The following is an 18,040-nucleotide window of genomic DNA, read 5'->3' as shown; positions in this document are numbered from 1 at the left end:
TTACGATTTCTGGAACATGGCGAGCATGCGCCGGGTGACCATGAAGCCACCAAAGATGTTGATCCCGGCCATAAAGACCGAAAGCGCGGCCAACCCGACGACCAGCCAATTGCCCGAACCGATCTGCATCAGAGCCCCAAGGATGATGATCGAGGAAATGGCGTTGGTGACGGCCATCAAGGGCGTGTGGAGCGAATGGCTGACGTTCCAGATGACCTGAAAGCCGACATAGCAGGCCAAGACGAAGACGATGAAATGCGACATGAAGCTGGCAGGGGCGTAAAGGCCCGCCAGCAGGATCAATCCGCCACCGATGCCCAGCAGGGCCAGTTGATTGCGGGTCTGGGCTTTGAATTCCGCCGTTTCCTTGGCGCGGCGTTCCTCGATCGTCAGTTCGCGGGTCTTTTCCTTGGGCTTTTGCGCCGCAATGGCCGCGATCTTGGGCGGTGGCGGCGGATAGGTGATGGCCCCGGCATGGGCGACGGTGGCCCCGCGGATCACATCATCCTCCATGTTATGGTTGATGACGCCGTCCTTGGCGGGGGTCAGGTCGGCCAGCATGTGGCGGATGTTGTTGGAATAAAGTGTGCTGGCCTGCGCCGCCATGCGGCTGGGGAAGTCGGTATAGCCGACCACGGTGACGCCGTTTTCGCTGACGATCTTTTTGTCGGGCACGGTCAGATCGCAGTTGCCGCCGCGTTCGGCGGCTAGGTCGACGATGACCGAACCGGGTTTCATCATGGCAACCATATCGGCCAGCCAGAGTTTTGGCGCGGGCCGTCCGGGGATCAGGGCGGTGGTGATGACGATATCGACCTGCGGGGCCAGTTCGCGGAACTTTTTCAACTGCGCTTCGCGGAATTCGGGGCTGGAGGGGGCGGCATAGCCCCCGGTCGCCGCGCCGTCGGTCTGCTGTTCGGCGAAATCCAGATAGACGAATTCGGCCCCCATGGATTCGATTTGTTCGGCCACTTCGGGCCGCACGTCAAAGGCCAAGGTCACGGCCCCCAAGGCGGTCGATGTGCCGATGGCAGCCAGACCGGCCACCCCTGCCCCAACGATCAGCACCTTGGCGGGCGGCACTTTGCCTGCCGCTGTCACCTGCCCGGTGAAAAAGCGGCCAAAATTGTTCCCCGCCTCGATCACCGCGCGGTAACCGGCGATATTGGCCATGGACGACAGCGCATCCATCTTTTGCGCGCGGGAAATGCGGGGCACCATATCCATGGCAACCACGGTGGCCCCACGGGCCTTGGCGGCCTCCAGCAGTTCGGCATTCTGGGCGGGCCAGAAGAAGGAAATCAACGTCTGGCCGGATTTGAGGGCATTTACCTCGGCCAGTTCCGGCGGGCGGACCTTGACCAGAACATCCGAAGCCTCGACCAAGGCGGTGGCCGAAGGCAGAACCGTCACCCCCGCCGCTTGGTACAAAGCATCCGAGAAACCGGCCCTTTTGCCCGCCCCCGACTGGATCAGGCAGGCATGGCCCAGCTTGATCAGTTGCGTTGCACTTTCGGGTGTCATCGCCACCCGGTTTTCGCCGTCAAAGGTTTCGGCCAAGGCCCCGATTTTCATTCCGCCCCTCCGCAAGAATTCGTTGGCAATGTTCAAACGTGCCCATCCGCAAGATGCAAGGCGCAAAGGCCGATTTTGCGCGCCCTGAAAGAACTATCGGCGGATTTGTCATGCCTTGCGCGGCCCCTGTGCAACCCAAAGGCGGAATGGCAACTTTTGATCGAATCATGGTAACGCTAACGCGCCCTTGACCCTTGCTGATGCCTGCGCAAGCCTGCGGGCGAAGGAGAAACGCATGAACCCTGATTTTGCCGTGACCCGCAAGATGTTCGAATTGCCCGAAGGGGTGATCTATCTGGACGGCAATTCGCTGGGGCCTTTGCCTAAGGCGGCCATGGCCCGGGTGGCTGCGACGATGCAGGACGAATGGGGGCAGATGCTGATTACCGCCTGGAACCGGGCAGGATGGATGGATCAGCCGCGTGTTCTGGGCGACAGGATCGGGCGCTTGGTGGGGGCGGCACCGGGGACGGTGGTTCTGGGCGATACTTTGTCGATCAAAGTCTGGCAGGCCTTGGCCGCGGCCTTGGCGCTGCGTCCGGAACGGCGGGTGATCCTGTCGGATACCGGAAATTTCCCGTCGGACCTGTATATGGCGCAGGGTCTGGCACGTTTGTTGGGCGATGGCTATCGGCTGGTGACGGTTGCACCCGAGGATGTGGCTGGGGCGATTGATGAGACGGTCGCTGTGACCATGCTGACCGAGGTCGATTATCGCACCGGGCGGCGGCACGACATGGCGGCGCTGACGGCGCTAGCCCATGAAAAGGGTGCGCTGGCCTTTTGGGATCTGGCGCACAGTGCCGGGGCCGTGGCAGTGGACCTAGCGGGATCGGGGGCCGATTTTGCGGCGGGCTGCACGTATAAATTCCTGAATTCCGGGCCCGGTGGCCCCGCCTTCATCTATGTTGCGCCGAAACATGCGCAGATGGCCCTACCTGCGCTTTCCGGCTGGCTGGGGCATGAAGCGCCCTTTGCCTTTGACCCCGACTATCGCCCCGGCCATGGCATTGACCGGATGCGCGTGGGAACCCCAGCCATTCTGCAAATGGCGGCGCTTTCGGCGGCTTTGGATGTGTGGGAGGGGGTTGAACCGGCGGCGGTTCATGCCAAAGCGCTGGAACTGGGCGACCGTTTCATCGACGGCGTGCTGGCGGGTTGCCCGATGCTGCAACTGGCGACTCCGCGCGACCACGGCGCAAGGGGAAGTCAGGTCAGTTTCCGCCACCCCGAAGGCTATGCCATCATGCAGGCCCTGATCGCCCGGGGCGTCATCGGCGATTTCCGTGCGCCGGATATCCTGCGTTTTGGCATCACCCCGCTTTACATCGGCGTCAACGAGATTGACCAAGCCGTTGCCATCCTGACCGAGGTGATGCGCGGTCGTCTCTGGGACCGGCCGGAATACAAGGTGCGCGCGGCGGTGACGTGATGCTGCAAAGGTCATCTGTTCACCAAAAGTTGCGCCGCTTCGCCGATCTCGGCAATGTTCCGCCTTTGACGGAATCGTGATGCTGCGCTAAGGCATCAGAATATTCCGGATTTCGCCCTGCGATTCCGGCCAGAAAAGGTTGTGTCATGCGTCTGAATGGACTGAAACTCATTGCGACTTTGGCCGCTTTGGCCGCTTTGCCTGCCTGCGTTCCCGACCCGGCCCTCGTGGCGTCGGGCGCAGTCAAGGCCCCCGAGCCGAAGCTGGTTCCGAATGCCTATGTCGCGAAAAAAGACGGGGCCTTTACGATCCCGGCAATTCCCACCGAAAAGGTGCCCACGCAGTATCAGCGGCAAGAGGTGTATTTCCCCTCGGAAGACGCAGTGGGCACGATCATCATCAACCCAGCACAACGGACGCTGCATCTGGTGACCGGCAAGAACAAGGCGCTGCGCTATGGTATCGCCGTTGGCAAGTCGGGCTTTGAATGGTCGGGTGAAGCATTGATCACTGAGGCCAAGCACTGGCCGACCTGGACGCCGCCGAAAGAAATGATTGAGCGGAAACCTTCGCTGGCACAATGGGCCAAGGGCCAACCGGGGGGGTTGACCAACCCGCTGGGTGCTCGGGCGCTGTATTTGACGACAAATGGGGTGGACTACGGCTATCGTATTCACGGCACACCCGAATGGAATTCGATTGGGTCGAACGCCTCGTCGGGCTGTATCCGCATGATCAACCAGGATGTGATCGACCTGTTTGAGCGGGCACAGATCGGGGCCAAGGTTGTGGTGCTGAACCGTGATGGATCGCGCCCGACAAAGTTGACCTTACCGCCGCCGGCGCCGAAAAAGCCGAAACCGGTTGAGGCTGTGGTGGAGCCGGCGCTGCCAGACCTGCCCGCGCCCCCGCCGCTGGATCCGGCGCTGATGGCAAGCACCGCCCCGGCAGTTGTCACCCCTGCGGCAACAACGCCGGTGGTGATGCCAGAGGTCGAGGAACCCGCGACCGACAATTGATCGGTGGAATATGAGAAAAGGGGCGCCCGCTTTGGGCGCCCCTTTTGCTTTGAAGGGGAAGGGCCGATGGCCCATCCATCACTCCATCGGCTTGAAGTTCAGGCTTGCGCCTTCTTTGATCCCTGAAGGCCAGCGCGAGGTGATGGTCTTGGTGCGGGTATAAAAGCGGAAGGCATCCGGCCCGTGCTGGTTCAGATCGCCGAACGACGATTTCTTCCAGCCGCCAAAGGTGTGATAGGCCAAGGGCACGGGAATTGGCACGTTGATGCCGATCATCCCCACATTCACCCGCGCCGCAAAGTCGCGGGCCGTGTCGCCATCGCGGGTATAGATCGCGGTGCCGTTGCCGTATTCGTGGTCCATCGCCAGCTTCAGCGCCTCTTCATAGGATTTGGCGCGGACGGTGGATAGCACAGGCCCAAAGATTTCCTTGGTGTAGATGTCCATATCCGGCGTGACATGGTCAAACAGATGCGGGCCGACGAAAAAGCCCTCTTCATAGCCTTGCAGTTTGAAATTCCGCCCGTCGATGACCAGCTTGGCCCCCGCCGCAACGCCGGTTTCCACCAGCCGCAGGATATTCGCCTTGGCCGCCCCGGTGACAACGGGGCCGTAATCGACGTCATTGCCTGCCGTATAGGGGCCGACTTTCAGCTTTTCGATCCGGGGGATCAGCTTTTCGATCAGACGATCCGCCGTTTCGTCGCCCACCGGCACCGCCACCGAAATCGCCATGCAGCGTTCGCCCGCAGCACCATAGCCTGCGCCAACCAAAGCATCCGCCGCCTGATCCAGATCAGCATCGGGCATGATGATCATATGGTTCTTGGCACCCCCAAAGCACTGTACCCGTTTGCCGTTGGCACAACCCTTGGCATAGATGTATTCGGCAATCGGCGTGGAACCCACAAAGCCCACGGCGGCGATGGTTTCGTTGTCAAGGATCGCATCGACCGCGCCCTTGTCGCCGTTGATGACCTGCAAGACACCGTCGGGCAGCCCTGCCTCTTTAAACAATGCGGCCAGCATCAGTGGCACCGAAGGGTCACGTTCCGAGGGTTTCAGAATGAACGCGTTGCCGCAAGCCAGCGCCGGGGCCATTTTCCACAAGGGGATCATGGCAGGAAAGTTGAAGGGCGTGATGCCTGCCGCCACGCCAAGCGCCTGGCGCATGGAATACATGTCAATGCCGGGGCCTGCGCTGTCGGTGAATTCACCTTTCAACAGATGGGGCGCACCGATGCAGAACTCGACAACTTCCAGCCCGCGCTGGATATCGCCCTTGGCGTCGGGAATGGTCTTGCCGTGCTCGCGCGACAGGACTTCGGCCAGCTTGTCCATATCGCGGTTCAGAAGGCGCACCATCTCCATCATCACGCGCGCACGGCGCTGCGGGTTCGTGGCGGCCCATTTCGGCTGGGCTTTGGCAGCATCGGCAACGGCAGCGTCCAGTTCGGCTTGCGACGCCAGCGCCACGCGCGCCTGAACCTCGCCCGTCGCGGGGTTGAAAACGTCGGCAAAGCGGCCCGAGGTGCCTGCCACCAGCTTGCCGTTGATCCAGTGTCCAATGTCTTGCATCTGATCCTCCATTCGGTTTGCGGCACAATACCCTTGCGGAAACGCCAGATAAACAGGAAGTATCGCGCCACTGTTTTGCATTTTTGCAAAGGGAACGCGATGGATTGGGATGATCTGCGGGTGTTTCTGGCGGTGGCACGGGCTGAAAGCCTGTCCGGCGCGGGGCGGGCCTTGCGCATTGATGCGGCCACCGTGGGGCGCAGGATTGCCCGGCTGGAAGAGGCGCTGAAAGCGCAACTTTTCGCCAAGGGTCCGCAGGGCTATGCGCTGACGGAAAGCGGCCAGCGGCTGCTGGATCATGCGGAACAAGTGGAAACCGCGATGCAGGGGGCGTCAGAGGCGTTGACCGGGGCAACGGGGGAGTTGACGGGGCAGATCAGGATTGGCGCGCCGGATGGATGCGCGAATTATCTGCTGCCCCCGGTTCTGGCGCAGATGGCGCAGGATCATCCGGGGCTTGAGGTGCAGGTGGTCGCCCTGCCCCGCGTGTTCAACCTTTCCAAGCGCGAGGCGGATATGGCGATCGGGGTTTCCCGCCCCACCGCCGGGCGGCTGACGGTGCAAAAGCTGACCGATTACCGCCTGCATCTGGCGGCAGAACGGGGCTATCTGGACCGGATGGGTTGGCCGCAGCGGCCCGAGGATCTGCAGGGGCACCGGATGGTCGGCTATATCCCCGACATGATCTTTGACAAAGAACTGGATTATCTGACCGAAACCGGTGCGCCTTTGGCGCAACTGGCGTCAAATTCCGTGTCGGTGCAGTTGAACATGCTGCGGGCCGGGGCGGGGATTGGCGTCGTGCATGACTTCGCTTTGCCCTCGGCCCCGGAACTGGTCAAGGTCATGACCGACCATGTTTCTCTGCGCCGCGCCTTTTGGTTGATCCGGCATGAAAGCGATGGGCGGGTCGAGCGGTTGAACCGCTTTGCGGCGGCGCTGGCCGATGGGGTCAGACGCGAACTGGCGCGGCTGGAAGGAATTTCTTGACAGAATCCGGGATCGGGCCGACGCTGGGTTGGCTGGAAGGGAGACCACCATGACCGTGATGAAAATCTTGCGGGTCAAGGGGGAAGGCCCGGTGTATACCGTTCCCCCCACGTCCACCATCGCCGAAACCGCCGAAATCCTGTCGGCCCGCCGCATCGGCGCGCTTGTCGTGTCGCGTGACGGCAAGGTGCCGCTGGGTATTGTGTCGGAACGCGACATCGTGCGCGAAGTGGGCAAGCGGGGGGCGGCCTGTCTGGGCGATCCGGTGACGGTGGTGATGACGGAAAAGCTGGTGACCTGCACCCGAACGGATGGTGCCGTCGAGGTGTTGCAGCGCATGACGGACGGGCGTTTCCGCCATATGCCGGTGATGGACGGGGCCGAGATGGTGGCCGTCATTTCCATCGGGGACGTGGTCAAGATGCGGCTGGGCGAGTTGGCGATGGAGCGTGATGCGCTGGAAGATATGGTGAAGGGTCACTGATCCCCCTTGCATCCCCCTGCCCGATTTGATGGTCTGGCAGGGGCGGTCAAGGGGAGTGGACCATGCGCATCGGGCTTTATCCGGGGACGTTCGATCCCGTGACCTTGGGACATACCGACATTATCCAAAGGGCGATGGCCTTGGTGGATCGGTTGGTGATTGGCGTGGCGGTGAACCGTGATAAGGGGCCGCTGTTTTCGCTGGAGGAACGGGTGGCCATGCTGCGCGCCGAATGCGCGGCAATCACCGACAAGACGGGGGGCGAGATCGTCGTTCATCCCTTTGAAAACCTGCTGATCGACTGCGCGCGCGACGTGGGGGCCACGGTGATCATCCGGGGCCTGCGGGCGGTGGCGGATTTCGAATATGAATTCCAGATGGTCGGGATGAACCGCGCGCTGGACAGCAGTATCGAGACGGTTTTTCTGATGGCGGATGCGCGGCGGCAGGCGATTGCATCGAAGCTGGTTAAAGAGATTGCGCGGCTGGGCGGGGATGTGTCGAAGTTCGTACCGCCTGCGGTGGAGCAGGCTTTGCAGGCGAAGTTTCAATAAACAAAAGGCGGCCCGATGGGACCGCCTTGCGTTCAGCGCAATGCTTTAGCCTGCCCTTAGGCGGCTTTTCCGTAGACGGCTTCATAGGCGATCTTGCCAGCGTCGCCCGGGAAGATGTTCAGATCCAGCGCGATATCCAGCGGCAGTTGCGCGATTTCGTCACGGGTCTTACGATACAAAGCGCGTTTTGCAGCGGCTTCTTTCAGATTGGCGATAACAGTCATAACTTGTCCCTTTCGGTTCCTCGGGGAACCCCTGCGCGGCCCGGTTGGCCTTTGCTGTTCCCATGACCGGAATATGCGCCCTGATGTTCCCGCTAACAACGCACAATGCTGCGGTGCGGCTATGCGCGCACTGCATAGGTCTGAAAACGAAAAAGGGGTGGCTTGCGCCACCCCTTCCTGTGCTTCCAAAGGCTTTTGCCGTTCTCAGATCAGCTTGCCCATCGCCACGGCAGTGTCGGACATGCGGTTCGAGAAGCCCCATTCGTTGTCATACCACGACAGGATCGACACAAAGGTGCCATCCATGACCTTGGTCTGATCCATGTGGAAGACCGAGGAATGCGGGTCGTGGTTGAAGTCGGACGAAACCAGCTTTTCGTTGGTATAGCCCAGAATACCCTTCAGCGGTCCATCGGCGGCGGCCTTGATCGCGGCGTTGATTTCCTCGACGCTCGTCGCGCGCTTGGCGATGAACTTCAGATCGACAACCGAAACATTTGGCGTGGGCACGCGGATCGAGAAACCGTCCAACTTGCCCTTCAGCTCCGGCAGCACCAGCCCCACGGCCTTGGCGGCCCCGGTCGAGGTCGGGATCATCGACAGCGCAGCGGCGCGGGCGCGATACAGATCTTTGTGCATCGTATCCAGCGTCGGCTGGTCGCCCGTGTAGCTGTGGATCGTCGTCATCATGCCTTTTTCAATGCCGATCGCCTCGTTCAGCACTTTGGCGACGGGCGACAGGCAGTTCGTGGTGCAAGAGGCATTCGACACGACCAGATCATCCTTGGTCAGCGTGTTGTCGTTGACGCCAAAGACGATGGTTTTGTCGGCACCGTCACCGGGGGCCGAGATCAGCACGCGCTTGGAGCCATTCTCCAAGTGCGCCATGCATTTTTCTTTCGAGGTGAAAATCCCCGTGCATTCCATAACGATATCGACATCGCCCCACGGCAGTTCCGCTGGGTTGCGCAGTGCCGTCACGCGCATCGGGCCACGGCCCACGTCGATCCAGTCCGGCCCGGTGGTGACATTCACCGGAAAGCGGCCATGGACGCTGTCATAGCGCAGCAGATGGGCATTGGTTTCCACCGGCCCCAGATCGTTGATCGCCACGACCTGAATATCGGTGCGCCCGGATTCGATGATCGCCCGCAGCACGTTCCGCCCGATCCGGCCAAAGCCGTTGATTGCCACTTTCACTGTCATGCGAAGCCCTCCTGCGACTCGATGTATCTGTTGGCGCTAACATCACCTTATTCCCGGCGAAATCAACGCTGCTTTTGCCCTTCTAGCGCCAGAAGATGACATAATCCAGAAAGTCCAGCGCTTTGCGGGCCAGGAAAAGCAGGACTTCGCCATCATTTTGGAAATAGTCATAGGCGACCGCCGCCGCGATGATCAGGGCCAGCACCAAAGCGATACGGTCGGTCATGTGGCCATCCCCTGTTTCGGGCAGACGATAAGCGGTGCTTTGCAAAAGGAAAAGCGCTTTGCGCGAGGGGCAGGCCGCCCTATATCCGGATGAAATACGAAAGGGATGGGTATGAGCGGACTTTTGGCGCTGTTGGATGATGTGGCGGCGATTGCCAAGGTGGCAGCGGCCTCGGTCGATGATATTGCGGCGGCGGCGGCCAAGGCCGGAGCCAAGGCGGCGGGCGTGGTGATCGACGATGCCGCCGTGACGCCGAAATATGTGCATGGCTTTGACGCGCACCGGGAATTGCCAATCATCCGGCGGATCGCACTGGGGTCCTTGAAGAACAAGCTGATCATCCTGTTGCCGGCAGCGCTGTTGCTGTCGAACTTTGCGCCTTGGCTGATCACGCCGCTGCTGATGTTGGGCGGTGCCTATCTTTGTTTTGAAGGCGCAGAAAAGGTCTTTCACTGGCTGTTCCCGCATGGTGACGCGCATGTCGCCGCCGATATGGACGTCAAAGACAAGGCACATCTTGAGGAAGAAAAGGTCGCGGGGGCGATCAAGACGGATTTCATCCTGTCGGCAGAAATCATGACGATTGCCTTGGCGGCAATTCCGGAAAGCAATTTCTGGATGGAAGCGATCACCTTGGCGGTGGTCGGCACGCTGATCACGGTGGCGGTCTACGGAACGGTGGCGCTGATCGTCAAGATGGACGATATGGGGCTGCATATGGCGGCAACTGGCCGGACGGCGGCTTGGCGGGCCTTGGGGCGGGGTTTGGTGGCATTTATGCCAAAGCTGATGGCGTTTCTGTCGATTGTCGGCACAGCGGCGATGCTGTGGGTGGGCGGGTCAATCGTTCTGCATGGGGCATCGGATCTGGGCTGGGGCTGGCTTTACAACCAGATCCACCACATCGCCGAAGCCGCCGCCCATGCTGTCCCGCAGGCCGCAGGTTTTCTGGAATGGACGGTGACGGCGGGGTTGGATGGCGTGTTTGGCTTGATCCTTGGCCTGTTGCTTATCCCGGTGGCAACGCGCGTGATCACGCCGCTTTGGGCGAGCGTGACAGGCAAAGCCAAGGCCGCCCATTAGGGGCTGGTGCGAAGCCCGGCCGAATAGGCCAGCGGATCCTCCGCCGCTGGCCCCGGCCCACGCAAACGGGCCCAAGCCAGCATATCGTCGCGGCTTTGCCCCTGCCCCGTCAGGCCGATGTCCTGCATGTAGGCAGGGAAATGCCCAGAAAGCACCACGCGCCAATCCAAGGGCACATTGCCGGGTGCGATTTCACGAGCCAGCCGCCAAGGGATTGTCGTGCAATTGTTGGTCAAGGTGTTGTAGAAACGCGGGCTTTCCGCCAGATCATTCCCCAGCGCCAGAAAGTTGCGGAAGGCATCGGCCATCACCGCAGGCGGCACGTCCAGTTGGAACATCGACACCTGTTCGCCGCGAATATCGGTGCGCAGGCGGATGATGTCGGATTCTTCCGCCGCCACCAAAACCACCTCGAACTGCTTGAAGAAACCGCCAAGGATAGAGAATTTCTCGGTCTTTTCGCGCCGGATTTCGGTGGAAAACACCACATGTTGACCATCCTCAAAGCCAAAGCTGACCATCAGATGGGCAATGCCGGGATTGCCCCAGGCGGAGGTAAAGATGTCCAGCCTATTCAGCCCCGCCAGATTGTAGCGCCGGGTTTCCCATGCCGGAACGTAATCCTCGCGCGTTTTCCACTGAAAATTCCGCACGTTGGACAGTTGTACCCAGCCATCCGCTTCGGCCCCGGTCACGCCATGCGCCACTTCATCCGCCCAGTCGCGGTTGTTTGACGGGCGGATGGTCAGCCACCAGACGGCCCCCACCGCCAGCATCAGGGCCAGCAGGCCAAAGGCCACGCGCCCCTGCCCCAGATGCCAGCACAAAGCCACGCCAAAGCCGCAGATCAGCACGGCGGCCTGCGCCGCCAATCGGACCGATCCCTGCAATTGCACATGCAAAGCCGCCAGCAGAATGGCCAGCACACCCAAAATGATCAGGGCCTGAAACCCGCTCCACACGCCTGCCAGCATACCCCGTCCTGTTCCTTGCCGAGACGCCTTAGCGCCGCGAAAGTCCAGCTTTGCCGATCCGTTTCGCCCTGCCATAAGCCTGCCCGTTTTGTTTCGGGCCGGACCATGCACCCCCCATCAGGGCCTGCCAAGGCGGCGGTCCGGCCATAGGCCAAGCCCCGCCACCCATCAGACGCCTATTCGGCAGCAACCCGCCGGGGGTTGAGCATATCCTTGAGATAACGCCCCGTATGGCTTGCCGAAACCTTGGCCACATCTTCGGGCGTGCCCACAGCCACGATCTGCCCACCGCCATCGCCACCCTCGGGACCGATGTCGATGATCCAATCCGCCGTCTTGATCACATCCAGATTGTGTTCGATGACCACAACCGTATTGCCTTGATCAACCAAGGAATGCAGCACTTCCAACAGCTTGCGCACGTCTTCGAAATGCAGGCCGGTTGTCGGTTCGTCCAGAATATACAGCGTCCGCCCCGTCGCCCGCCGCGACAGTTCTTTCGACAGCTTCACCCGCTGCGCCTCGCCCCCGGACAGCGTCGTCGCCTGTTGGCCAACCTTGATATAGCCAAGCCCCACCTCGCACAGCGCGGCCATCTTGTCGCGGATCGCCGGAACCGCCGCGAAGAATTCGTTCGCATCTTCGCAGGTCATATCAAGAACGTCAGCGATGCTTTTGTTCTTGAACTTGATTTCCAAAGTCTCGCGGTTATAGCGATGCCCTTTGCAGGTTTCGCAGGTTACATAGACATCGGGCAGAAAATGCATCTCGATCTTGATGACGCCATCGCCCTGACAAGCCTCGCACCGCCCGCCTTTGACATTGAAACTGAATCGTCCCGGCCCATAGCCCCGCGCCTTTGATTCTGGCAGGCCCGCGAACCAATCGCGGATGGGCGTAAAGGCCCCGGTATAGGTGGCGGGGTTCGATCGAGGGGTGCGCCCGATGGCGCGCTGATCAATGTCGATGACCTTGTCCAGATGCTCAAAGCCCTTGATCGTTTCGCAAGGCGCGGGCGTTTCATGCGCGCCGTTCAGCCGCATGGCGGCGTTCTTGAAGAGGGTTTCGATGGTCAGCGTCGATTTGCCACCGCCCGAAACGCCCGTCACGCAGACGAATTTCCCCAAGGGAAATTCCGCCGTCACATTTTGTAGGTTGTTGCCCGTGGCCCCCACCACAGTCAGCTTTTTGCCACTGCCCTTGCGACGGACCTTGGGCACGCTGATCTCGCGCTTGCCTGACAGATATTGCCCCGTCACGCTGGCCGGGTCGGCGGCCACCTGTGCCGGCGTCCCGTGCGAGACAACCTGCCCGCCATGCACCCCGGCACCAGGGCCGATGTCATAGACATAATCCGCCTCCCGGATGGCGTCTTCGTCATGTTCCACGACCAGAACCGTATTCCCCTGATCGCGCAGGTTTTTCAGCGTGGTCAGCAGGCGGTCATTGTCGCGCTGATGCAGGCCGATGCTGGGCTCGTCCAGCACATAAAGCACCCCCGTCAGGCCGCTGCCGATTTGCGACGCCAGCCGAATCCGCTGGCTTTCTCCGCCCGAAAGCGTGCCCGCGTTTCGCGCCATGGTCAGATATTCCAGCCCCACATTGTTCAGGAACCCCAGCCGTTCGCGGATCTCCTTCAGGATCGCCCGCGCGATTTCATTCTTTTGCGCGGTAAGGCTGGCGGGCACCGTTTCCACCCAATCAAAGGCCTCGCGGATCGACATCCTGACCACCTGCCCCACATGAAGGCCCGCGATTTTCACCGCCAACGCCTCTTCCTTCAGGCGATAGCCGCCACAGGAACCGCAGGGGCGGTTGTTCTGATAGCGCTCCATATCCTCACGGCTCCAGGCGCTGTCGGTTTCACGATAGCGCCGTTCCATGTTCGGAATGATGCCTTCGTAAACCCGGTCTACCTGATAGACGCGTCCGCCTTCGTCATAGCGGAAGGTGATCTCTTCCTTGCCCGAGCCGTAAAGGAACAGGTTCTGCACATCGGCTGGCAGATCCTTCCATTTCGCTTTCTTGTCAAAACCATAGTGTTTCGACAGCGCCTCAATCGTCTGGGTGATGTAGGGCGATTTCGACTTGGCCCATGGGGCCAAAGCCCCCTGCACCAGCGACAGCGCCGTGTCTGGCACGATCAGCCTTTCGTCAAAGAACAGCTCCACCCCCAGCCCGTCGCATTTCGGGCAGGCGCCGAACGGCGCGTTGAACGAAAACAGGCGTGGTTCGATTTCGGCGATGGTAAAGCCCGACACCGGGCAGGCGAATTTTTCCGAATAGGTGATGCGCTGCGGTTCGCCCTCGGCGGGCGCGGTTTCGATGACGGCAATGCCATCGGCCAGATTGAGAGCGGTGCGAAAGCTGTCGGCAAGTCGGGTCTCAAGGCCCTCCTTCACCACGATGCGGTCAACCACCACATCAATGTTGTGGCGGAATTTCTTGTCCAGCGTTGGCGGCTCTTCCAACTCGTAGAATTCGCCGTTGACCTTGACCCGCTGGAAACCCTGTTTCCGCAGCTCCAGAAATTCCTTTTTATACTCGCCCTTGCGGTCGCGGACGATGGGGGCCAGCAGATAGGCGCGGGAACCCTCCTCCATCGCCATCACGGCATCGACCATATCCTGTACTTGCATGGCTGTGATCGGCAGGCCGGTGGCCGGGGAATAGGGCGTGCCGACGCGGGCGAACAGCAGGCGCAGGTAGTCGTAGATTTCCGTCACCGTGCCAACGGTTGAACGGGGGTTCTTCGAGGTGGTCTTTTGTTCGATGGAAATGGCAGGCGACAGGCCCGAGATATGATCGACATCGGGCTTGCCCATCATATCCAGAAACTGGCGGGCATAGGCGGAAAGGCTTTCGACATAACGCCGCTGGCCTTCGGCATAGATCGTATCAAAGGCCAGCGAGGATTTCCCCGACCCCGAAAGCCCGGTGATCACCACCAACTGGTCACGGGGAATATCGACATCAATGCCCTTGAGATTATGTTCCCGCGCCCCGCGTACCGAAATGAACTTTTGTTCCGACATGATCTATCCCCAGGGTCCGGGCCTATAGATAGGGCATTGGCGGCGAGTCTCCAACCGGAAAAAGTGAACGAAGTGTGAACTTCTTGGCGGGTGTTTACATATTCAAATTATGCAATATATATAATACCACAACCAACGAGGCGACCATGACCCAATGCCCTGCGATCACTGACCTTGCCCGTATGGCACAGGCCGGGGAAATTCATCTGATTGATGTGCGCGAATTGTCCGAATTGCAATCCAGCGGCAAAGCCCAAGGTGCACGCCATATTGCCTTGGCGCTTTTGCCCTTGAAGGCGACCGAAATCGCGACTGACCGGCCCGTGGCCATCTATTGTGCGGCAGGCGGAAGAGCCGGGCGCGCGGCAGATTTGCTGCGTCAGATGGGACACGAAACGGTCTGGAACATCGGAGGTCTCGCCGATTGGGTCGCCGCAGGGGGCCCAGTAGAACAGGTCTAACCCCGCCGTGCGGCCTGCGCCGCATGGATCGCGATCCCCAAAGCGCAGAACAATCCCAAGAAAAGCGCGAGGCCCGTGCCGCCCGCCTGCGCAATCAACCAGACCAGCAGTGGCGTGCCACTGGTCGTGCCAAGGTTGCCGAGTTGCGCGATGGCCCCAGCTGCCCGCGCGCGCGCCTCTGGTTCTGGGTTCAGTTGCGGGATGGTGGCAAAAGAGGCGCTTTGCACCACCCCCAGGGCCGCCGCAACGCCAAACGCCGCCCAGACCGTGGGCGTCGCCTGACCCCAGACGAGCCACAGCATCAGCGCAAAGGCCAACCCGGCCGCAAAGCCCGCCTGCACCATACGCACCGCGCCAAAACGCGAAAGCCCCCAGACCCCCAATGTCAGCGAAATGCCCACGCTGACCAATGGCATAAAGGTTGCCAGCACGGCCTGTTCCGGCCGCCCCAGAAACTGCTGCGGCATCAAAGTCAAAAACGCCACATAGGTGATTGTATAGCAGACAAAACCCATCGCAGGTGCGGCCTCATAGGGGCTGGCATAGATGCGACCATGCTGTGTCAAGAGCGCAGGCAGCGTCAGGCGCGGCAGGGGTCCACGCAAATCGCGCGGCAGCAAAAGCGCCATGAGCACCGCCCCCGCCAGCATATAGGCGGCATGGCCCAGATAGATTGCAGGCAGACCGCCCCAATCAGCCACGCTTGGCCCAATTAGTCCCAATGCCGCAAAGGAGACGGCAAAGAATGACGAGTAAAGCGTCATCGCCGCCCCCTGCCAACGCGGCGATGAGACTTGCGCCGTCATCACCGGGGCCGCCACGACAATCGCCAGATGTGACAGGCCCTCCAACGCGCGAAGGCCCAGCAAGATGGGCAAGGGCGGCATCAGCGCCTCAACAGCCGAAATCGCCGCCCCTGCCAAAAGCGCCACCACCAACACCTGCCGATAACCCAAGGCCGATACGAAAAGCCCCGCGGTGGTGCCAAAGATCAAACCGACGAAGCCGACGGTCGACACGACAAGCCCGATCATCGGCAGGGGCTGTCCGGGATAGGCCAGCGCCACGCGGTCAAACAGAACCGCGAACTTTCCGAACTGCGCCGCGGCACCAAGGCTAACGGCCCAGATGGCGATCACGATCCAAAAATTGCGCATCCCGCTCTCCTCTGCCTGTCGCCTGCCTAGCCGCCATCCTGCGGAATGCCAAGCCATCCGCGCGAACGGCACAGTTTCGTAACAGCCTTGCAAATCTTTCACGAAAGTTCATTGTTATTTGCATGATCCGCCGCGCCCTTGCCCTGCTGATCCTGCCTGCCCTGCCCGCCTTTTCCACGCCGCAGGACACAACACTTTGCGCCTTGGCCAGTAAATTGGCAGCTTGGATGGCGCAGAACAGCAGCCTTCCCGCGCTTGCCGCCTGCCCGCCCATTCAAATCGGCACCTTGCCCGAAGGCGATGCCCTTCGTGCGCAGGCTGGGGCTTATGATCCGGCGACAGGCGTCATTACCCTAGCGGCCGATCTTGATCTGGGCAGCGCCTATGGCCAAAGTTATCTTCTGCACGAATTGGCCCATGCAGCGCAACATCAGTCCGGTCTGCCCATGCACTGCCACGGAAGGCTAGAGGCCCAAGCCTATGCTTTGCAAGCAGATTTTCTGACTGCAAAAGGTCTGGCCCGCGACGCGGCCATTTTGCGCGTCATGGGCCAGCAATTGGGACAATGCCCCGGTGAAAGCAGCTATTAGCCGCTAGATGTGCAGCGCTCGCCCATAGGCGTCGAGCACCGATTCATGCATCATTTCCGATAGGGTCGGATGCGGGAAGACGGTGTTCATCAGGTCTTCTTCGGTGGTTTCCAACGAACGACCCACGACATAGCCCTGGATCAGTTCGGTCACCTCGGCGCCCACCATATGCGCGCCCAGAAGTTCGCCGGTTTTGGCGTCGAACACGGTTTTCACCATCCCCTCGGCCTCGCCCAAGGCAATCGCCTTGCCGTTGCCGATAAAGGGGAAGCGGCCCACTTTGACCGTATAGCCCGCCTCTTTCGCCTTTGCCTCGGTCAGGCCGACGCTGGCCACTTGCGGATGGCAATAGGTGCAGCCGGCAATCGAGTTCGGCTTGATCGGATGCGGATGTTTCCCCGCGATCAGCTCGGCGACCATCACGCCCTCATGGCTGGCCTTGTGCGCAAGCCAGGGTGCCCCGGCGATGTCGCCAATGGCATAAAGCCCGTCGATCCCCGTGCGGCAGAATTCGTCGGTCACCACATGGGTGCGGTCGATTTTCACGCCCAAGGCCTCTAGCCCCAGATTTTCGACGTTGCCGACGATGCCCACGGCGGAAATCACCGTGTCAAAGTCTTGCGTCGTGATCTTGCTGTCTTGTTCGATATGGGCCGTCACCCCCACACCCGGCTTGCGGTCGAGTTTTTTGACCCCCGCCTTTTCCAGAATTTTCATGCCCTGCTTGACGAACTGCTTTTTCGCAAAGGCGGAAATTTCGGCGTCTTCGACCGGCAGGATGCGGTCCATCACTTCGACCACGGTCGTATCGGCACCCAGGGTGTTGAAGAAGGAGGCGAATTCGATGCCAATCGCGCCAGAACCAATGACCAGCAGCTTTTTCGGCATGCGTTTGGCGACCAGCGCATGCTTATAGGACCAGACGAGATCGCCATCCGCTTCAAGCCCTGGAATTTCCCGCGCTCGTGCGCCGGTGGCCAGAACGATGGACTTGGCGGTCAGTTCTTCTGCGCCCTTGTCGGTCTTGACGCTGACAAGACCCTTGCCCGCCAAGGTCGCCGACCCCATAAAAACGGTGATCTTGTTCTTTTTCATCAGATGGCCAATGCCGCCCGATAGCTGTTTCGCCACGCCGCGCGAGCGTTGAACGACGGCGTCCAGATCAAAGCCGATGTTGCCCGCCGACAGGCCGAACTCCTTGGCGCGGTGCATCAGGTGGAATACCTCGGCCGAACGCAGCAGCGCTTTCGTCGGAATACAGCCCCAGTTCAGGCAGATGCCCCCCAGATGTTCGCGCTCGACAATAGCCACTTTCAGGCCCAGTTGCGCCCCGCGAATGGCGGCCACATAGCCCCCTGGCCCTGCCCCGATCACGATCATGTCGAAGGTCTGTGCTGCCATGTCTTCCTCCCTGAAAAACTGGTTTAGCCTTAAACTATTCTACTTTGCGCT

Annotated in this window: 17 protein-coding genes; 8 read left to right on the top strand and 9 right to left on the bottom strand. The window is 60.7% G+C overall.

All coding sequences use genetic code 11. The features are described from left to right. Complete coding sequence (locus tag IE095_RS00225; protein WP_189409360.1) at window positions 1-1,575, bottom strand: Re/Si-specific NAD(P)(+) transhydrogenase subunit alpha; 1,575 nt, start codon at window positions 1,573-1,575, stop codon at window positions 1-3. A 235-nt stretch (window positions 1,576-1,810) separates the two neighbouring features. Between IE095_RS00225 and kynU the strand changes: the two genes are divergently transcribed. Both kynU and IE095_RS00215 read left to right on the top strand, forming a co-directional pair. Continuing rightward, window positions 1,811-3,007 carry a kynureninase gene (gene kynU, locus IE095_RS00220; RefSeq protein ID WP_189409358.1) on the top strand — a complete coding sequence of 399 codons (1,197 nt, stop codon included), beginning with the start codon at window positions 1,811-1,813 and terminating at the stop codon, window positions 3,005-3,007. 146 nt (window positions 3,008-3,153) lie between these two features. Then, entirely contained in the window at window positions 3,154-4,026 is an 873-nt protein-coding gene (locus tag IE095_RS00215) for a L,D-transpeptidase (protein WP_189409356.1), read from the top strand. Window positions 4,027-4,104: 78 nt separating this feature from the next. Here the strand turns inward: IE095_RS00215 and IE095_RS00210 are convergent, their stop codons facing one another. Continuing rightward, on the bottom strand, window positions 4,105-5,604 hold the full coding sequence (locus tag IE095_RS00210; protein WP_189409354.1) for a CoA-acylating methylmalonate-semialdehyde dehydrogenase: 1,500 nt from the start codon (window positions 5,602-5,604) through the stop codon (window positions 4,105-4,107). A 99-nt stretch (window positions 5,605-5,703) separates the two neighbouring features. Between IE095_RS00210 and IE095_RS00205 the strand changes: the two genes are divergently transcribed. The 3 genes from IE095_RS00205 to coaD all read left to right on the top strand — a co-directional run bounded on the left by IE095_RS00205 (window position 5,704) and on the right by coaD (window position 7,632). Further along, the gene (locus tag IE095_RS00205; protein ID WP_189409352.1) at window positions 5,704-6,594 is read left to right on the top strand and encodes a LysR family transcriptional regulator; all 891 of its coding nucleotides are present in this window, start codon (window positions 5,704-5,706) and stop codon (window positions 6,592-6,594) included. Window positions 6,595-6,643: 49 nt separating this feature from the next. After that, window positions 6,644-7,078 carry a CBS domain-containing protein gene (locus tag IE095_RS00200; RefSeq protein WP_189409350.1) on the top strand — a complete coding sequence of 145 codons (435 nt, stop codon included), beginning with the start codon at window positions 6,644-6,646 and terminating at the stop codon, window positions 7,076-7,078. 62 nt (window positions 7,079-7,140) lie between these two features. Continuing rightward, a complete protein-coding gene (gene coaD / locus IE095_RS00195; RefSeq protein ID WP_189409349.1) occupies window positions 7,141-7,632 on the top strand; it encodes a pantetheine-phosphate adenylyltransferase in 492 nt (163 codons plus the stop codon). Between the two features lie 56 nt (window positions 7,633-7,688). Here coaD and IE095_RS00190 read toward each other — a convergent pair whose 3' ends face one another. The 3 genes from IE095_RS00190 to IE095_RS00180 all read right to left on the bottom strand — a co-directional run bounded on the left by IE095_RS00190 (window position 7,689) and on the right by IE095_RS00180 (window position 9,288). Continuing rightward, complete coding sequence (locus tag IE095_RS00190) at window positions 7,689-7,856, bottom strand: hypothetical protein (protein ID WP_189409347.1); 168 nt, start codon at window positions 7,854-7,856, stop codon at window positions 7,689-7,691. 204 nt (window positions 7,857-8,060) lie between these two features. Beyond that, complete coding sequence (gene gap / locus IE095_RS00185) at window positions 8,061-9,062, bottom strand: type I glyceraldehyde-3-phosphate dehydrogenase (RefSeq protein ID WP_189409345.1); 1,002 nt, start codon at window positions 9,060-9,062, stop codon at window positions 8,061-8,063. 82 nt (window positions 9,063-9,144) lie between these two features. After that, a complete protein-coding gene (locus IE095_RS00180) occupies window positions 9,145-9,288 on the bottom strand; it encodes a hypothetical protein (RefSeq protein ID WP_189409343.1) in 144 nt (47 codons plus the stop codon). Between the two features lie 111 nt (window positions 9,289-9,399). Between IE095_RS00180 and IE095_RS00175 the strand changes: the two genes are divergently transcribed. Then, window positions 9,400-10,371 (top strand): DUF808 domain-containing protein, encoded by a 972-nt coding sequence (locus tag IE095_RS00175; RefSeq protein WP_189409340.1) that lies wholly within the window; start codon window positions 9,400-9,402, stop codon window positions 10,369-10,371. Here the strand turns inward: IE095_RS00175 and IE095_RS00170 are convergent. Both IE095_RS00170 and uvrA read right to left on the bottom strand, forming a co-directional pair. Further along, window positions 10,368-11,345 carry an Lnb N-terminal periplasmic domain-containing protein gene (locus IE095_RS00170; RefSeq protein ID WP_189409339.1) on the bottom strand — a complete coding sequence of 326 codons (978 nt, stop codon included), beginning with the start codon at window positions 11,343-11,345 and terminating at the stop codon, window positions 10,368-10,370. The genes IE095_RS00175 and IE095_RS00170 overlap by 4 nt on opposite strands. A 176-nt stretch (window positions 11,346-11,521) precedes the next feature. Beyond that, window positions 11,522-14,380: an excinuclease ABC subunit UvrA gene (gene uvrA / locus IE095_RS00165; RefSeq protein ID WP_189409337.1), complete on the bottom strand. Its 2,859-nt coding sequence runs from the start codon at window positions 14,378-14,380 to the stop codon at window positions 11,522-11,524. A gap of 146 nt (window positions 14,381-14,526) precedes the next feature. Here uvrA and IE095_RS00160 point away from each other — a divergent pair, with 146 nt between their 5' ends. Next, on the top strand, window positions 14,527-14,841 hold the full coding sequence (locus IE095_RS00160) for a rhodanese-like domain-containing protein (protein WP_189409335.1): 315 nt from the start codon (window positions 14,527-14,529) through the stop codon (window positions 14,839-14,841). Here the strand turns inward: IE095_RS00160 and IE095_RS00155 are convergent. Then, a complete protein-coding gene (locus tag IE095_RS00155; protein ID WP_189409333.1) occupies window positions 14,838-15,998 on the bottom strand; it encodes an MFS transporter in 1,161 nt (386 codons plus the stop codon). The two genes, IE095_RS00160 and IE095_RS00155, sit on opposite strands and share 4 nt — an antisense overlap. Window positions 15,999-16,120: 122 nt before the next feature. Between IE095_RS00155 and IE095_RS00150 the strand changes: the two genes are divergently transcribed. Next, window positions 16,121-16,588: a DUF6647 family protein gene (locus IE095_RS00150; RefSeq protein ID WP_189409331.1), complete on the top strand. Its 468-nt coding sequence runs from the start codon at window positions 16,121-16,123 to the stop codon at window positions 16,586-16,588. Window positions 16,589-16,591: 3 nt separating this feature from the next. On the opposite strand, the gene lpdA is transcribed toward IE095_RS00150, so the two are convergent. Next, complete coding sequence (lpdA, locus tag IE095_RS00145; protein WP_189409329.1) at window positions 16,592-17,989, bottom strand: dihydrolipoyl dehydrogenase; 1,398 nt, start codon at window positions 17,987-17,989, stop codon at window positions 16,592-16,594. Between the last annotated feature and the right edge of the window lie 51 nt (window positions 17,990-18,040).

Source organism: Neogemmobacter tilapiae (assembly GCF_014652215.1).
In the GTDB taxonomy this organism is placed as follows: Bacteria; Pseudomonadota; Alphaproteobacteria; order Rhodobacterales; family Rhodobacteraceae; genus Neogemmobacter; species Neogemmobacter tilapiae.
Note: the sequence above shows the minus strand (reverse complement) of the source record. Positions and strands in the feature narration are given on the sequence as shown.